Genomic DNA, 16184 nt, shown 5'->3' on the forward strand with positions numbered 1-16184 from the left:
GCACATTTGAATTGGCAGTCAGGAAAAGCGGATCTCACCCGCTGATCCACAATCCCTCTGGGGAAAGGAAGTTACGTGCTCGACGTCAACTTCTTCGATGAACTCCGCATCGGTCTGGCGACCGCGGAGGACATCCGCAACTGGTCCTACGGCGAGGTCAAGAAGCCGGAGACCATCAACTACCGCACGCTCAAGCCTGAGAAGGACGGCCTCTTCTGCGAGAAGATCTTCGGCCCCACCCGGGACTGGGAGTGCTACTGCGGTAAGTACAAGCGTGTCCGCTTCAAGGGCATCATCTGCGAGCGCTGCGGCGTCGAGGTGACCCGCGCGAAGGTGCGCCGTGAGCGCATGGGCCACATCGAGCTTGCCGCTCCGGTGACCCACATCTGGTACTTCAAGGGTGTTCCGAGCCGTCTCGGTTACCTGCTGGACCTGGCTCCGAAGGATCTCGAGAAGATCATCTACTTCGCTGCCTACGTCATCGTCGGTGTCGACGAGGAGCTGCGTCACAACGAGCTCTCCACGCTCGAGGCCGAGATGGAGGTCGAGAAGAAGACCGTCGCCGACCAGCGGGACGCCGACCTGGAGGCCCGCGCGCAGAAGCTCGAGGCCGACATCGCCGAGCTCGAGGCCGAGGGTGCCAAGTCCGACGTGCGCCGCAAGGTCAAGGACGGCGGCGAGCGCGAGATGCGTCAGCTCCGTGACCGCGCGCAGCGCGAGCTGGACCGCCTCGACGAGATCTGGACCACGTTCACCAAGCTGAGCGTCAAGCAGCTCATCGTGGACGAGGGCCTGTATCGCGAGCTGGTCGACCGCTACGGCGAGTACTTCACGGGCGCGATGGGCGCAGAGTCCATCCAGATCCTGATGCGCAACTTCGACATCCAGGCCGAGGCGGAGTCTCTGCGCGAGACCATCCGCAGCGGCAAGGGCCAGAAGAAGCTGCGTGCGCTCAAGCGACTCAAGGTCGTCGCGGCGTTCCAGATGTCCGGCAACTCGCCCATGGGCATGGTGCTCGACGCTGTCCCGGTTATCCCGCCGGAGCTGCGTCCGATGGTTCAGCTCGACGGTGGCCGTTTCGCGACGTCCGACCTGAACGACCTGTACCGCCGCGTCATCAACCGCAACAACCGCCTCAAGCGACTGATCGACCTCGGTGCCCCCGAGATCATCGTCAACAACGAGAAGCGGATGCTGCAGGAGTCCGTGGACGCGCTGTTCGACAACGGTCGTCGTGGCCGGCCCGTCACGGGTCCGGGCAACCGTCCGCTGAAGTCGCTGTCCGATCTGCTCAAGGGCAAGCAGGGCCGCTTCCGTCAGAACCTGCTCGGTAAGCGCGTCGACTACTCCGGCCGTTCGGTCATCGTCGTCGGTCCGCAGCTCAAGCTGCACCAGTGTGGTCTGCCGAAGCTGATGGCGCTCGAGCTGTTCAAGCCGTTCGTCATGAAGCGTCTGGTCGACCTGAACCACGCGCAGAACATCAAGTCCGCGAAGCGCATGGTCGAGCGTCAGCGCCCGCAGGTGTGGGATGTCCTCGAAGAGGTCATCAACGAGCACCCCGTGCTGCTCAACCGTGCACCTACGCTGCACCGTCTGGGCATCCAGGCGTTCGAGCCGCAGCTCGTCGAGGGCAAGGCCATCCAGCTGCACCCGCTGGTGTGTGAGGCGTTCAACGCCGACTTCGACGGTGACCAGATGGCAGTGCACCTGCCGCTGTCGGCGGAGGCACAGGCCGAGGCCCGCATCCTGATGCTGTCCTCGAACAACATCCTGTCGCCCGCGTCGGGTCGCCCGCTCGCCATGCCGCGTCTGGACATGGTGACCGGTCTGTTCCACCTGACCCGCGAGGTCGAGGGTGCGATCGGCGAGTACCAGCCGGCCACCACCGATCAGGCGGAGCAGGGCGTGTACTCGTCGCCGGCCGAGGCTCAGATGGCCGTCGATCGTGGCGTGCTGTCCGTGCAGGCGAAGATCAAGGTGCGTCTGACGCATCAGCGTCCGTCGCGCGAGGCCGAGGCGGAGCTGTTCCCCGAGGGCTGGAGCTACGGCGACGCCTGGACCACCGAGACGACTCTCGGCCGCGTCATGTTCAACGATCTGCTGCCGGCGGACTACCCGTTCGTCAACGAGCAGATGCCGAAGAAGCGTCAGGCGACGATCATCAACGATCTCGCCGAGCGCTACCCGATGATCGTGGTCGCGCAGACCGTCGACAAGCTCAAGGACACCGGCTTCTACTGGGCCACCCGTTCCGGCGTGACGGTCTCGATCTCCGACGTCCTCGTGCCGCCGGAGAAGCCCCAGATCATGGAGCAGTTCGAGGCGCAGGCCGATCAGATCGAGAAGAAGTACCAGCGCGGTGCTCTCAACCACGCCGAGCGCAACAGCGCTCTCGTGAAGATCTGGTCCGAGGCCACCGACGAGGTCGGTAAGGCCATGGAGGCGCACTTCCCCGACGACAACCCGATCCCGATGATCGTGAAGTCCGGCGCGGCCGGCAACATGACTCAGGTTCGCTCGCTCGCCGGTATGAAGGGCCTGGTGACGAACCCGAAGGGTGAGTTCATCCCGCGTCCGATCAAGTCCTCCTTCAAGGAGGGCCTGACGGTTCTCGAGTACTTCATCAACACGCACGGTGCTCGTAAGGGTCTGGCCGATACCGCGCTCCGTACCGCCGACTCGGGTTACCTGACCCGTCGTCTGGTGGACGTCTCGCAGGACGTCATCGTCCGCGAGGTCGACTGTGGCACCGAGCGCGGCATCATCACGCACATCGCCGAGAAGCAGGCCGACGGCGCGATCATCCGCGATGCGCACGTCGAGACCTCGACGTACGCCCGCACCCTCGCCGCGGACGCGGTCGACGAGAACGGCAACGTCGTCGTCGAGCGTGGCCACGACCTGGGCGATCCTGCGATCGACGCGCTGCTCGCGGCAGGCATCACGCAGGTCAAGGTTCGCTCGGTGCTCACCTGCACCACGGCGACCGGCGTCTGCGCCACCTGCTACGGCCGCTCGATGGCGACCGGCAAGCTCGTCGACATCGGCGAGGCCGTCGGTATCGTCGCCGCGCAGTCGATCGGTGAGCCCGGTACCCAGCTGACCATGCGTACGTTCCACCAGGGTGGTGCGGCGGGCGCCGCCGACATCACCGGTGGTCTGCCGCGTGTCCAGGAGCTGTTCGAGGCTCGTGTCCCGAAGGGCAAGGCGCCCATCGCGGACGTCACCGGTCGGGTGCAGCTCGAGGACGGCGATCGCTTCTACAAGATCACCATCGTTCCGGACGACGGTGGCGAAGAGGTTGTCTACGACAAGCTCTCGAAGCGTCAGCGTCTGCGCGTGTTCAAGCACGACGACGGCAGCGAGCGTCTGCTGGCGGACGGCGACCACGTGGACGTCGGACAGCAGCTCATGGAAGGTGCTGCCGACCCGCACGAGGTGCTGCGTGTCATGGGCCCCCGTCAGGTGCAGATCCACCTCGTCAACGAGGTCCAGGAGGTGTACCGGAGCCAGGGTGTGTCGATCCACGACAAGCACATCGAGGTCATCGTGCGCCAGATGCTGCGTCGCGTCACGATCATCGACTCGGGTGCGACGGAGTTCCTGCCGGGCTCGCTCGTCGAGCGCGCGGAGTTCGAGGCGTCCAACCGTCGCGTCGTCGCCGAGGGTGGCGAGCCCGCGGCCGGCCGTCCGGTGCTGATGGGTATCACCAAGGCATCGCTGGCGACCGACTCGTGGCTGTCCGCCGCGTCGTTCCAGGAGACCACTCGCGTGCTGACCGATGCGGCCATCAACTGCCGCTCGGACAAGCTGATCGGTCTGAAGGAGAACGTGATCATCGGCAAGCTGATCCCGGCCGGCACCGGCATCAACCGGTACCGGAACATCCAGGTTCAGCCCACCGAAGAGGCACGGGCTGCCGCCTACGCGGTTCCGTCGTACGACGATCAGTACTACAGCCCGGAAGGCTTCGGCACCGGGACTGGCGCTGCTGTTCCGCTGGACGACTACGGTTTCGGCACCGACTACCGCTAGCCGGTAGGAACGTCTGACTCGAAGGTCCCGTCCCCGATGCAGGGGGCGGGACCTTCGTGCATTCTGGGGAGGAGAGATCGCGCCGCACAATCGGACCGATCAGACCCTTCGGAGGACGACATGGCTGGCAAGAAGATCGACCGAGTGAAGGCCGAGTCGGCTCTCGAGGTCGTCAGGGAGAGCCCCACCATCGCGCTGATCGTCGCGGCGCCCGTGATCGTCGTGTTCGGCGTGCTGTGGTGGCTCACCGGATTCGGCACCGCGCTGCTCGTGACGCTGGTTCTGGCCGGCCTCGCGGTGGTCGCGAAGAAGGTGTTCTAGCTACAGCTTCTCCACGCGGGCCACGGCCCGCACCTCGTCCGCGACGAGGAACCACAGTGACAGGGTGGTGCCGTCGTCGCGGGTGCGGATACGGACGTGGTCGCGGGCGAGGATCGGGCTCAGGTGCTCGACGACGGCACGGTACGGGGGCTCGAGCAGATCGGGGCGGTCGGTGAGGTACTCCTCGACCACGTGCCAGTAGGTGGTGTTGTTGACGTGGTTGAACGGGTCGATGTCGGTTGCCCGCAGGTGGAACGTGCGGTCGTCCTCGTCGGTGTCGGGCGGGGTGGCGGACAGCCACGGCTTCCACTTGAGCCGGTGTTCGTCGGTGGTGCGGCTGAGGTCGGCGAGTAGCTGCTCGCTGATGCGGGCCGGCATGCCGGTGTCGGTCCCGATGTTGATCCAGAATCCCTCGGTCTCGATCAGTGCGTCCTTGTCGTTGGTCATCTGCACGCGCATCGCCGACCATCTGGTGGAGTGTGCGGCGCACCAACGCCGCAGGTGGATCCGGTCGGGCCAGACCGCCGGCCGGCGCACGTCGATCACGGTTCGGCGCACGATCCACAGGGGGTCGGTCCGGTCGAATCCGTGGGCGGCGAGGTTGTCGGTGCCGATGTCCTGCAGGTAGCGGGCGATCCCGTCCAGTCTGAGTCGGTAGGCGGTGTCGACGTCCCCGGTCCGGATGGGCCGCGATGTCGCGAACCCCTGTCCGTGCGGAGGGGCGGGCGCGAGGCTGTGCGCTGCGGTGACGGGCTGCGCTGTGGTGACGGGCTGCGCGGTGGGGACGATCTGCTCGGAAGGCACGTTGGTTCCCTCGGTTCGGCGGGTGTCGCCAGCGATTCTGGCAGGTCGTCGGCGGGGCGTCACACGATTCGCGTGGTGATGCTTGTTCGGCATCATCGGTCCTAGTACAGTCCTGTAGCTGTAACTCTACGTCACATGAAGGCCGTCACATCGGCGACGGCAGCGGGCGTGCATCACGTCTGGTGTGGCACGAAGAACGGGAATCGAACATGGCCTACGTCATCACCCAGGCGTGCTGCAACGACGCGAGCTGCGTCTCGGCGTGCCCCGTGAACTGCATCCACCCGACGCCCGAGGAAGCAGAGTTCGCGACCACCGAGATGCTCTACATCGAGCCGCAGGCCTGCATCGACTGCGGTGCCTGCGTCGACGCGTGCCCGGTCAACGCGATCTTCCCCGAGGACCAGCTGACCGAGTCGCTGTCCCGCTACCGGGAGATCAACGCCGACTACTACACGCGGCACCCGCTGCCGTCGGGATGGATCCCGCTCACGCCGGCCACCCCGCCGGTACGCGACCTGGGCACGCTGCGGGTCGCGATCGTCGGAGCCGGTCCGGCCGCGTGCTACGCCGCCGAGGAGCTGTTGAAGCGCTCCGACGTCGAGGTGGAGATGTTCGAGAAGCTGCCGACGCCGTGGGGCCTGGTCCGCGCCGGTGTTGCACCGGACCATCCGGGGACCAAGGTCGTCACCGAGATGTTCGACTGGTCGCTCGGTCGCGACGCATTCCAGTTCCACCTCAACGTGGAGGTCGGCAACCATGTCACCCACGCCGATCTGTTGGCCCATCACCACGCGGTGATCTACGCGGTCGGCGCCTCGAGCGATCGCGCACTCGGGATTCCCGGCGAGGACCTGTCCGGCAGCCACGCCGCCACCGAATTCGTGGCCTGGTACAACGGGCACCCGGACTACGCGGACCGGGCGTTCGATCTGTCGGGGGAGCGGGCGGTGATCGTCGGGAACGGCAACGTCGCAGTCGACGTCGCACGCATCCTCACGATGGATCCCGACGATCTCGCCAGGACGGACATCGCCGACCACGCGCTGGCGGCGCTGCGTAAGAGCAATATTCGCGAGGTCGTGCTCCTCGGTCGCCGTGGACCGGCGCAGGCCGCGTACACCACCCCGGAGTTCCTGGCGCTCGGTGACCTGCCGGGTGTCGACGTCGTGATCGATCCGACCGAGGTCGAACTGGACGACAAGTCGCAGGCGCTGATCGATGCGGGCGCGGTGGAACCCGCGGTCGCGATGAAGGTGCGTCTGGCGCAGGAGTTCGCGCAGCGGACCGCGAATCCGGACAACAAGCGGATCGTTTTCCGATACCTGCTCTCTCCCAACGAGATTCACGGCACCGAGCGTGCGGACGGCGTGACGGTCGTGGCCAACGAGCTCGTCGAGGACGCATCCGGTGCGCTCGCGGCCCGCCCGACGGATCGGACGGAACGGATCGAGGCGGCGCTGGTGCTACGTTCGATCGGCTACCGCGGACGGCCGCTCGCGGGAGTGCCGTTCGACGAGCGCCGCGGGGTGATCCCCAACGATCGCGGCCGCGTGGTCGTCGGAGCCGGCGAGACGCTCGACGGCGTGTACGTGACCGGGTGGATCAAGCGTGGTCCGAGCGGCGTCATCGGCACCAACAAGACGTGCGCCAAGGAGACGGTCGCGCGGATCGTCGAGGACTTCGAGGCGAAGCGCCTGCCCGCACCGGCATTGGGCCGGAAGGATCTGTCCAAGTTGCTGGCGCGCCGCCGGCCGGAGCGGATCTCGCGCCGTGGGTGGGAGGCCATCGACGAGGCGGAACGCCGCCGGGGCCTGGCCTCGGGGAGGCCCCGGGTGAAGATGATGACCGACACCGCGGAGATGGTGGCGGTCGGGCGCAAGCGGCGGGGTCTGTTCGGTAACTGACCGTCGTCGCCCCGACGCGGGTAGCTTCGTCGGGAGGGCGTACACGCCCGGTTGACGATGCTCGAAGATCTCGGAGGTGGGAAGTGCGCGCAGTGGTGGTCACGGATCTGGCAGGTCCGTCGGCGATGGCGGTTCGAGATGTGCCCGAACCGGATTCGACCGGACTGGTCCTCATCGACGTCAAGGCCAGCGGTGTGTGCTTCCCCGATCTGCTGATCAGCTACGGCAAGTACCAGCTCCGTGCGGAGCCGCCGTTCGTGCCGGGCACCGAGGTCGCGGGCGTCGTGATCAGTGCGCCCGAGGACAGCGGGTTCGAGCCCGGTCAGCGCGTGCTGGCGATCCCGAGCCTGGGAGGTTACGCCGAGCAGGTCGCCGTCCACCCGAATCTGGTGCTGCCGGTCCCGGAGGAGCTGACCTTCGAGGAGGCGGCGTCGCTGATCATCAACTATCAGACGATGGAATTCGCCCTCGGGCGACGTGCGCGTCTGCAGCCGGGTGAGGCCGTCGTGATCCTGGGCGCCGCCGGCGGTGTCGGGACGTCGGCGATCCAGTTGGCGAAGGCGCACGGTGCGCGCGTGATCGCGGTGGTGCGACGCGACGGTGCGGACGACTTCCTGCGTGAGATCGGTGCCGACGAGGTGGTGCGGCTGACCGACGGCTGGGCGGCACGGGTGCGGGACCTCACCGGCGGGCGGGGCGCCGACGTCCTGGTGGATCCGGTCGGTGGCGACGCGTTCGACGATGCCGTCCGCGCGCTGGCGCCGGAGGGCCGGCTGGTGGTGATCGGCTTCGCCGGTGGAGGAATTCCGTCGGTGAAGGTCAACCGAGTGCTGTTCCGGAACATCAGCATCGTGGGCGCCGCGTGGGGTGAGTTCCTGCGGACCGAGCCGTCGGCGCTCGCCGAGACGCATGCGGCGCTGGTGAAGCACGTACGTGCGGGTCTGCGGCCCATTGTGAAAGCGCGCTATCCGCTGGCGTCGGCGGCCGAGGCGCTCGCCGATCTCGAGGCCGGTCGGGTGCTCGGAAAGGCCGTCCTGATCCAGGAATGACTGTGTTCCTGATCACCTAGCCCCCTCCTGCCCGGAAAATCTGTTGCCGCAGGTAGGGGGCTCGTGGTGTCGTGGATGGGTCGCAATTTCGGGCGGCGGCCGGGCTTCCTTGCATTGTTGCAATAGTTGCGGGGTCGCTACTATCGACGCTCGTGGCAGATGTGACTCCAGATGAGGTCTACGACGTGCTCGAGGAGTTCATCATGCGCCTTCTCGGCATGGGGGAGTCCGAGTCGATGGACACCCTTGTCGCGATGGACCTGTCGTTCTCACAGGTCCGCGCGCTCTTCGTGCTGGCGCAGCACGGGGAGCCGATCGCGATCAACGAGGTCGCCGAATGTCTTCGGATGTCGGTGGCCGCTGCCGGTCGCAACATCGATCAGCTCGTGTGCCAGGAGTTGGTGCTGCGCCGCGAGGACCCCGAGGATCGCCGGATCAAACGGGTCTCGCTGACGGAGGCCGGGCGAACCCTGGCCTCCCGTCATCTCGAGGACAAGCGTGACGAGCTGCGCGCGTTCGCGGGACGGCTGGATCAGCCGGACCGCAGCCGGTTGCTCGAGGCCCTTAAACCCATACTCGCAGGCGACGCCCTGCGGGCCCGAAGTCAGGAATTCTGCACATGACGACGCCCAACTCGCCGGCGGCGCCCCCAACCGGGGCGCCCGAGTCGGACAAGATCGACGGCGCGGTCCTCAAGATCGCCTCCGTGGTGGTGCTCGGCGCCATCATGTCCATCCTCGACGTCACCGTGGTCAGCGTTGCGCTGCCGACGTTCGCCCAGGAGTTCGACACCAGCTACGCGGTCGTCGCCTGGACCATGACCGCGTACACGCTTGCGCTCGCCACCGTCATCCCGGTCACCGGCTGGGCGGCCGATCGGTTCGGCACCAAGCGGCTGTACATCGGCGCCCTGGTGCTGTTCGTCATCGGATCGGTGGCCTGTGCGTTCGCGTGGGACATCACGTCGCTGATCGGGTTCCGAGTCCTGCAGGGCCTCGGCGGCGGCATGCTGATGCCGCTCGGTATGACGATCATGACGCGTGCTGCCGGCCCGGAGCGCGTCGGCCGGGTCATGGCGGTGCTGGGTATCCCGATGCTGCTCGGTCCCATCGGCGGACCGATCCTCGGTGGCTGGCTGATCGACGCCGCCAGCTGGCACTGGATCTTCCTGATCAACCTGCCCGTCGGCATCATCGCGCTGGTGGCCGCTTTCAAGCTGCTGCCCAAGGACGAGCCGAGCCCGTCGCAGCCCTTCGACCTTGTCGGCATGGTCCTGCTCTCGCCGGGTCTGGCGCTGTTCCTGTACGGGGTCTCGTCGATTCCCGAACACGGCAAGGGCCTGTCGCCCGACGTGCTGATCCCCGTCGGTATCGGTCTCGCGCTCATCATCGGCTTCGTCTTCCATGCGCTGCGCAAGACGGATCCGCTGATCGATCTGCACCTGTTCAAGAACCGTCAGCTCACGGTGGCCGTCCTCACCACGACCGTGTTCATCATCGCGTTCATGGGTGCCGGGCTGCTGTTCCCGAGTTACTTCATCCAGGTGCGCGGTGAGTCTGCGATGGCGGCGGGTCTGCTGCTCGCGCCGCAGGGCATCGGTGCGATGGTCACGATGCCGATCGCCGGCCGACTGGTCGACAAGCTCGGACCGGGCAAGATCGTTCTGACGGGTATTCCGCTGATCGCGCTGGGCATGTTCACGTTCACCCAGTTGACCGCGACGTCGCCGTACCCGCTCCTGCTCGGTTCGCTGTTCGTGATGGGCATGGGCATGGGCTGCACCATGATGCCGCTGATGACCGCCGCGATGGTGACGCTCAAGCACGAGATGATCGCCCGCGGCTCGACGCTGATGAACATCGTGCAGCAGGTTGCCGGCTCGATCGGTACCGCGACGATGTCGGTGGTTCTCACCAGCCAGATGACGTCCCACGGGCTGGACAAGGAGGCTGCGCCGCCGACCGATCCGGCAGGCATCGCGCAGATGCTCGACGCGTCCGCGGAGTCGTTCGGTGGCACCTTCATGGTGGCGTTCGTGCTCGTCCTCGTAACCCTGATCCCGGCGTTCTTCCTGCCGCGCAAGCGGGTCGTGGCGACGACGGAGGACGTCCAGCCGGTGATGATGCACTGAGCCTTCCGGCACCCGGCGTGCCATGGGTTGAGCCCCCGAGCGATGCGAATCGCTCGGGGGCTCTTCGCGTTTCTCGGGGGCATCTCGGCGCGTCGCCCCGGACTTGTCGGGGTGCAGTCCTATCGTCACGACAGGAGCCTCGAGTAGGGAAGGGGCGCATCATGGCTGTAGAGCCTGGCGTCGCGCACAACCCGGACAACACTTCGAACTGGCACTACTACGCGGTCGTGGGAACCACGGTCGGGGGCGGTCACACGCTCGCCGAATTCGGGCCCCACTCCACGGCACTGACGGCGCTGCAGGTCGCCGTCCATTCGGTCAATCACACGGCGTATTCGCTTTTCGAGCAGGGGATGACCGGGAGCATGCTCGCCGAGCAGCAACTGGTGGAGCGTCTTCCGATCACGAACTTCGCGATCGAGCGCCTTCATCCGGTCACCCGTACCCCGGATCTCGGGTGGTCGCTCAACGGCGGACGTCGACGGTCGTGGGACAGCGCGGCACATTTGAGTGCCTGAGCGGTGAGGGTTCTCCTCTGATTCGGATCGGCATCCCCGATAAACAAGCATGCGTGCTTGATTTTTAATCTCCTCGGTGTGATGCTGGTCTCAGGATTCGAGGAGGGTATGTGGCTGACCTGAACAAGATCGTCGACGACCTGCGGGCGGAGGGTGCCGCCCTCGACGCGCTCGTTGCGGATCTGCCCGAGTCGGAGTGGGCGACGCCCACTCCGGCCGAGGGCTGGACCGTCGCGCACCAGATAGGCCACCTCGCGTGGACCGACCGCGCCGCGCTGTCGGCGGCCACCGACGAGGACGCCTTCACCGCCCAACTGGCGGAGGCGTGGAAGAACCCGTACGGCTTCGTGGACGAGGGCGCCGAGATCGAGGCGCGGCGCCCACCGCAGGAGCTGCTGGCCGACTGGCGCGAAACCCGGGACAAGCTCGCGGCGGTGCTGCAGGAGGTTCCGGTCGGCACCAAACTGCCGTGGTACGGGCCGCCGATGAGCGCGGCGTCGATGGCGACCGCTCGGCTGATGGAGACATGGGCGCACGGCCGCGACGTCGCCGAGGCACTCGGCGCGGTGTCCGTCGCGACGGAGCGGTTGCAGCACATCGCACGGCTGGGGGTGCGCACCCGCGACTTCGCATACGGCGTCAACCAGCTCACCCCGCCGGCCGAGGAGTTCCGCGTGGAACTGGTCGCACCGGACGGCGCCGTCTGGGCGTGGGGCCCCGCGGATGCCGCGCAGCGAGTGAGCGGCTCCGCCGAGGACTTCTGCCTGCTGGTCACGCAGCGCGTGCACCGCGGCGACACGGCGCTGCGGACCACCGGTGACGACGCAGAACAGTGGCTCGGCATCGCGCAGGCGTTCGCGGGGCCGTCGGGCACAGGACGTGAGTCCAGTGACTCCGCGGCGGCGGAGACGGTCCAGTGACGGCCCCGGTCCGGATCGGGAACTGCTCCGGCTTCTACGGCGACCGCATCTCGGCGATGCGGGAGATGCTCGAGGGCGGCGACCTGGACTATCTCACCGGTGACTATCTCGCCGAGTTGACGATGCTCATCCTGGGCCGCGATCGGATGAAGGACCCGACGCGCGGCTACGCGAAGACCTTCCTCCGCCAGGCCGAGGACTGCCTCGGGCTCGCACTGGACCGCGGCGTGAAGATCGTCGCCAACGCCGGCGGACTCAACCCGGCCGGACTCGTCGACGCGCTGCGCGAGGTGAACGACCGGCTGGGGCTGAACGCCCGCATCGCGCACGTCGAGGGCGACGACCTCATCGCGCGGGCCGCCGAACTCGGGCTCGACCGCGAGACCACGCCGCTGACCGCCAACGCGTACCTGGGGGCATGGGGGATCGTCGAGTGCCTGAACGGGGGAGCGGACGTCGTGGTGACCGGGCGCGTCACCGACGCGTCGGTGATCGTGGGGCCGGCCGCCGCGCACTTCGGCTGGGCCCGGGACGATTTCGACCGCCTCGCGGGTGCGGTGGTGGCCGGTCACGTGATCGAGTGCGGCACGCAGGCAACCGGTGGCAACTACTCGTGGTTCACCGAGATCGCCGACCTGGGACGTCCCGGCTTCCCGATCACGGAGATCCACGACGACGGTTCGTCGGTCATCACCAAACACGCCGGTACCGGCGGAGCCGTGAGCCGGGGGACCGTGACGGCGCAGTTGCTGTACGAGATCACCGGCGGCCGTTATGCGAACCCGGACGTCACGGCGCGCATGGATTCCGCCGTGCTCTCCGACGACGGCCCGGACCGTGTCCGTATCTCCGGTGTCACCGGCGAGGCGCCGCCCCCGCAGTACAAGGTGTCGCTCAACGCGCTCGCCGGTTTCCGGAACGAGGCCACCTTCGTGCTCACCGGACTCGACATCGATGCCAAGGCGAATCTTGTTCGGCAGCAACTGGATGCGTGGCTGACGGTGCGGCCGCAGGAACTCGAGTGGACGCTCGCGCGGACGGACCACCCCGACGCCGACACCGAGGAGGCCGCGAGTGCACTGCTGCGCTGCACGGTTCGCGACACCGACCCGAACGTCGTCGGCCGGGCCTTCTCGTCGGTCGCGGTCGAACTGGCGCTCGCGAGCTACCCCGGCTTCACGCTGACGGCGCCGCCGTCGAACGGGCAGCCCTACGCGGTGTTCACCCCGGGCTACGTCGACGCGGGCGAGGTGCCGCACGTCGCGGTGCTGCCGGACGGTACGCGCATCGACATCCCCCCGAGCGGCGTCACCCGAGGGCTCGAGGAACTCCCGGAACCGGCTCTGCCGGAGCCGCTTCCGCAGACCGAGACGGTGAGTGCACCCCTCGGCGCGATCGCAGCCGCCCGCAGCGGCGACAAGGGCGGCAACGCCAATGTCGGCGTGTGGGTCCGCACCGACGACCAGTGGCGCTGGCTGGTGCACGCCCTCACCGTCGACGAGGTCAAACGGATGCTGCCGGAGACGAAGGCCCTGAACGTGACCCGGCACGTGCTGCCGCACCTGCGGGCGGTCAACTTCGTGATCGAGGGCATCCTCGGCCGCGGCGTCGCGTCGCAGGCCCGCTTCGACCCGCAGGCCAAGGGGCTCGGCGAGTGGCTGCGGTCCCGGCACATCGAGATCCCCATCGACCTGGTTCCCTCTTACGCCGATGAACTTCAGGAAGGGCACGCATGAGTGTGTGGGACACACCCGAACGGCAACAGCTACGTAAGACGGTCCGCGGCTTCGTCGAGCAGGAGATCCTGCCGCACCTGAACCACTGGGAGCGCGACGGCGAGATCCCGCGCGAGTTGCATCGGAAGGCCGCTGCCCTCGGCCTGCTCGGCGCCGGCTTCCCCGAGGAGGTCGGCGGCGACGGCGGCGACCTGGTGGACGCGGTCGTGATCTGCGAGGAGATGCACCAGGCCGGGGCATCGGGCGGGCTGTTCGCCTCGCTGTTCACGTGCGGGATCGCCTTGCCGCACCTTGTCGCGGCGGGCGATCCCGCGCAGATCGATCGCTGGGTGCGGCCGACGCTCGCGGGCGAGAAGATCGGCTCGCTGGCGATCACCGAGCCCGGCGGCGGCTCCGACGTCGGACACCTGCGCACCACGGCCGTCCGCGACGGCGACCACTACATCGTCAACGGGTCCAAGACGTTCATCACCTCCGCGGTGCGTGCCGACTTCGTCGTCACCGCGGTGCGCACGGGTGGTCCGGGTGCCGGTGGGGTGTCGCTGCTCGTGATCGATAAGGGCACACCGGGATTCGAGGTGGCTCGCAAGCTCGACAAGATGGGCTGGCGCGCGTCGGACACCGCCGAACTGTCGTTCGTGGATGCCCGCGTTCCGGTGGAAAACCTGGTGGGCGAGGAGAACTCGGGGTTCGTGCAGATCGCGCAGGCGTTCCTCACCGAGCGGATCGCGCTGGCCGCGCAGGCGTACGCGAGTGCGCAGCGCTGCCTCGACCTCGCGCTGCAGTGGTGCCGCGACCGCGAGACGTTCGGCCGTCCGCTGATCTCGCGGCAGGCCGTGCAGAACACGGTCACCGAGATGACCCGCCGCATCGACGTCGCCCGCGTCTACACGCGCACGCTCGTCGAGCGGTCGCTCACATCGGACGAGGATTTCGTCGCCGAGGTGTGTTTCGCGAAGAACACCGCCGTCGAGGCCGGCGAATGGGTGGCCAACCAGGCCGTGCAGCTGTTCGGCGGCATGGGCTACATGCAGGAGAGCGAAGTGGAGAGGCAGTACCGGGACATGCGGATTCTGGGCATCGGGGGCGGGACCACGGAGATCCTGACCTCCCTGGCGGCGAAGCGATTGGGGTACCAGGCATGACGATCCTGAAGTCGACACTGGACACCGACTCGCCGGAGTACACGGCTGCGGCCGAGTCGATGACGACCAAGCTCGCCGAGATCGAGGCCGAGCACGCGAAGGCGCTCGCCGGGGGTGGCGAGAAGTACGTGGAACGGCACCACAAGCGGGGCAAACTGCTCGCCCGCGAGCGGATCGAACTGCTGCTGGACCCGGATTCGCCGTTCCTCGAGCTGTCGCCGCTCGCGGCGTGGGGCACCGAGTTCCCGGTGGGTGCGTCGACGATCGTCGGCATCGGTGTCGTCAGCGGCGTCGAGTGCCTCATCGTCGCGAACGATCCGACGGTCCGTGGTGGCACGTCCAACCCGTGGACCCTCAAGAAGGGCTTCCGCGCCAACGACATCGCGGTGCAGAACCGGCTCCCGGTGATCTCGCTCGTCGAGTCCGGCGGCGCCGACCTGCCGACGCAGAAGGAGGTCTTCATCCCGGGCGGACGGATGTTCCGTGACCTCACCAAGCTGTCGGCGGCCGGCATTCCCACGATCGCGCTGGTGTTCGGTAACTCCACCGCCGGCGGTGCCTACATCCCCGGCATGTCCGACCACGTCGTGATGATCAAGGAACGCTCCAAGGTGTTCCTGGCCGGGCCGCCGCTGGTGAAGATGGCCACCGGCGAGGAGTCCGACGACGAGGCGCTCGGTGGTGCCGAGATGCACGCCCGCACATCGGGTCTCGCGGACTACTTCGCGGTGGACGAGCACGACGCGATTCGCATCGGTCGCAGCATCGTCAATCGGCTGAACTGGCGCAAGCAGGGTCCGGCGCCGCGCGCCGAGGTGATCGAGCCGCTCGAGGATCCCGAGGAGCTGCTGGGTATCGTCCCGGCCGATCTGAAGATTCCGTTCGATCCGCGCGAGGTGATCGCCCGCATCGTCGACGGTTCCGACTTCGACGAGTTCAAGCCGATGTACGGCTCGTCCCTCGTCACCGGCTGGGCCGAACTCCACGGCTACCCGATCGGCATCCTCGCCAACGCGCGTGGCGTGCTCTTCAGCGAGGAGTCCCAGAAGGCCACCCAGTTCATTCAGCTCGCGAACCGGTCGAACACTCCACTTCTGTTCCTGCACAACACCACCGGCTACATGGTGGGCAAGGAGTACGAGGAGGGCGGCATGATCAAGCACGGTTCGATGATGATCAACGCCGTCTCGAACTCCACGGTCCCGCACATCTCGATCCTGCTGGGGGCGTCGTACGGCGCCGGTCACTACGGCATGTGCGGCCGCGCGTTCGACCCGCGGTTTCTGTTCGCATGGCCCAGTTCCAAGTCGGCGGTGATGGGCGGCGCCCAGCTGGCGGGCGTCATCTCCATCGTCGGCAGGGCCGCCGCCGAGGCCCGCGGGCAGGCGTTCGACGCGGAGGCCGACGCCGGGATGCGCGCGATGATCGAGAACCAGATCGAAGCCGAGTCGCTGCCGATGTTCCTGTCCGGACGGCTCTACGACGACGGCGTCATCGACCCCCGCGACACCCGCACGGTGGTGGGAATGTGCCTGTCGGCCATTGCCACCGCCCCGATCGAGGGCACCGCGAACTTCGGTGTCTTCCGGATGTGAGGAACCGAGTGAGTAGCACTGTG

At 67.4% G+C, this 16184-nt stretch carries 12 protein-coding genes; 11 read left to right on the top strand and 1 reads right to left on the bottom strand.

Going from position 1 to position 16184, the window contains the following annotated elements:
- The first annotated feature begins 75 nt into the window (after positions 1-75).
- Together DEU38_RS03735 and DEU38_RS03740 are read left to right on the top strand one after the other, a co-directional pair.
- Positions 76-4035, top strand: a complete 3960-nt coding sequence (locus DEU38_RS03735) for a DNA-directed RNA polymerase subunit beta' (protein ID WP_114718772.1) — start codon at positions 76-78, stop codon at positions 4033-4035.
- 120 nt (positions 4036-4155) lie between these two features.
- The gene (locus DEU38_RS03740) at positions 4156-4356 is read left to right on the top strand and encodes a hypothetical protein (RefSeq protein WP_114718773.1); all 201 of its coding nucleotides are present in this window, start codon (positions 4156-4158) and stop codon (positions 4354-4356) included.
- Here DEU38_RS03740 and DEU38_RS03745 read toward each other — a convergent pair whose 3' ends face one another.
- Positions 4357-5145, bottom strand: coding sequence for an acyl-[acyl-carrier-protein] thioesterase (locus DEU38_RS03745; RefSeq protein ID WP_397484294.1), 789 nt, complete (start codon positions 5143-5145; stop codon positions 4357-4359). It abuts the gene before it with no gap.
- A 224-nt stretch (positions 5146-5369) separates the two neighbouring features.
- Here DEU38_RS03745 and DEU38_RS03750 point away from each other — a divergent pair, with 224 nt between their 5' ends.
- The 9 genes from DEU38_RS03750 to DEU38_RS03790 all read left to right on the top strand — a co-directional run bounded on the left by DEU38_RS03750 (position 5370) and on the right by DEU38_RS03790 (position 16161).
- Positions 5370-7067 carry an FAD-dependent oxidoreductase gene (locus DEU38_RS03750; RefSeq protein ID WP_114718775.1) on the top strand — a complete coding sequence of 566 codons (1698 nt, stop codon included), beginning with the start codon at positions 5370-5372 and terminating at the stop codon, positions 7065-7067.
- Positions 7068-7150: 83 nt separating this feature from the next.
- Positions 7151-8116, top strand: a complete 966-nt coding sequence (locus tag DEU38_RS03755; protein ID WP_114718776.1) for an NADPH:quinone oxidoreductase family protein — start codon at positions 7151-7153, stop codon at positions 8114-8116.
- A gap of 152 nt (positions 8117-8268) precedes the next feature.
- A complete protein-coding gene (locus DEU38_RS03760; RefSeq protein WP_254622620.1) occupies positions 8269-8739 on the top strand; it encodes a MarR family winged helix-turn-helix transcriptional regulator in 471 nt (156 codons plus the stop codon).
- Complete coding sequence (locus tag DEU38_RS03765; RefSeq protein ID WP_114718777.1) at positions 8736-10247, top strand: DHA2 family efflux MFS transporter permease subunit; 1512 nt, start codon at positions 8736-8738, stop codon at positions 10245-10247. Before DEU38_RS03760 ends, DEU38_RS03765 begins: the two co-directional genes overlap by 4 nt.
- A 161-nt stretch (positions 10248-10408) precedes the next feature.
- Complete coding sequence (locus DEU38_RS03770; protein WP_114718778.1) at positions 10409-10765, top strand: hypothetical protein; 357 nt, start codon at positions 10409-10411, stop codon at positions 10763-10765.
- A gap of 110 nt (positions 10766-10875) precedes the next feature.
- The gene (locus tag DEU38_RS03775; protein WP_114718779.1) at positions 10876-11685 is read left to right on the top strand and encodes a TIGR03084 family metal-binding protein; all 810 of its coding nucleotides are present in this window, start codon (positions 10876-10878) and stop codon (positions 11683-11685) included.
- Positions 11682-13421, top strand: a complete 1740-nt coding sequence (locus DEU38_RS03780; RefSeq protein ID WP_114718780.1) for an acyclic terpene utilization AtuA family protein — start codon at positions 11682-11684, stop codon at positions 13419-13421. The genes DEU38_RS03775 and DEU38_RS03780 overlap by 4 nt, the downstream gene beginning before the upstream one ends.
- Positions 13418-14566, top strand: coding sequence for an acyl-CoA dehydrogenase family protein (locus DEU38_RS03785; RefSeq protein ID WP_114718781.1), 1149 nt, complete (start codon positions 13418-13420; stop codon positions 14564-14566). Before DEU38_RS03780 ends, DEU38_RS03785 begins: the two co-directional genes overlap by 4 nt.
- Positions 14563-16161, top strand: a complete 1599-nt coding sequence (locus tag DEU38_RS03790; RefSeq protein ID WP_114718782.1) for an acyl-CoA carboxylase subunit beta — start codon at positions 14563-14565, stop codon at positions 16159-16161. The genes DEU38_RS03785 and DEU38_RS03790 overlap by 4 nt, the downstream gene beginning before the upstream one ends.
- Positions 16162-16184: the final 23 nt, after the last annotated feature.

Origin of the sequence: Rhodococcus sp. AG1013 (assembly GCF_003350365.1) — a bacterium.
Lineage (GTDB): Bacteria > Actinomycetota > Actinomycetes > Mycobacteriales > Mycobacteriaceae > Prescottella.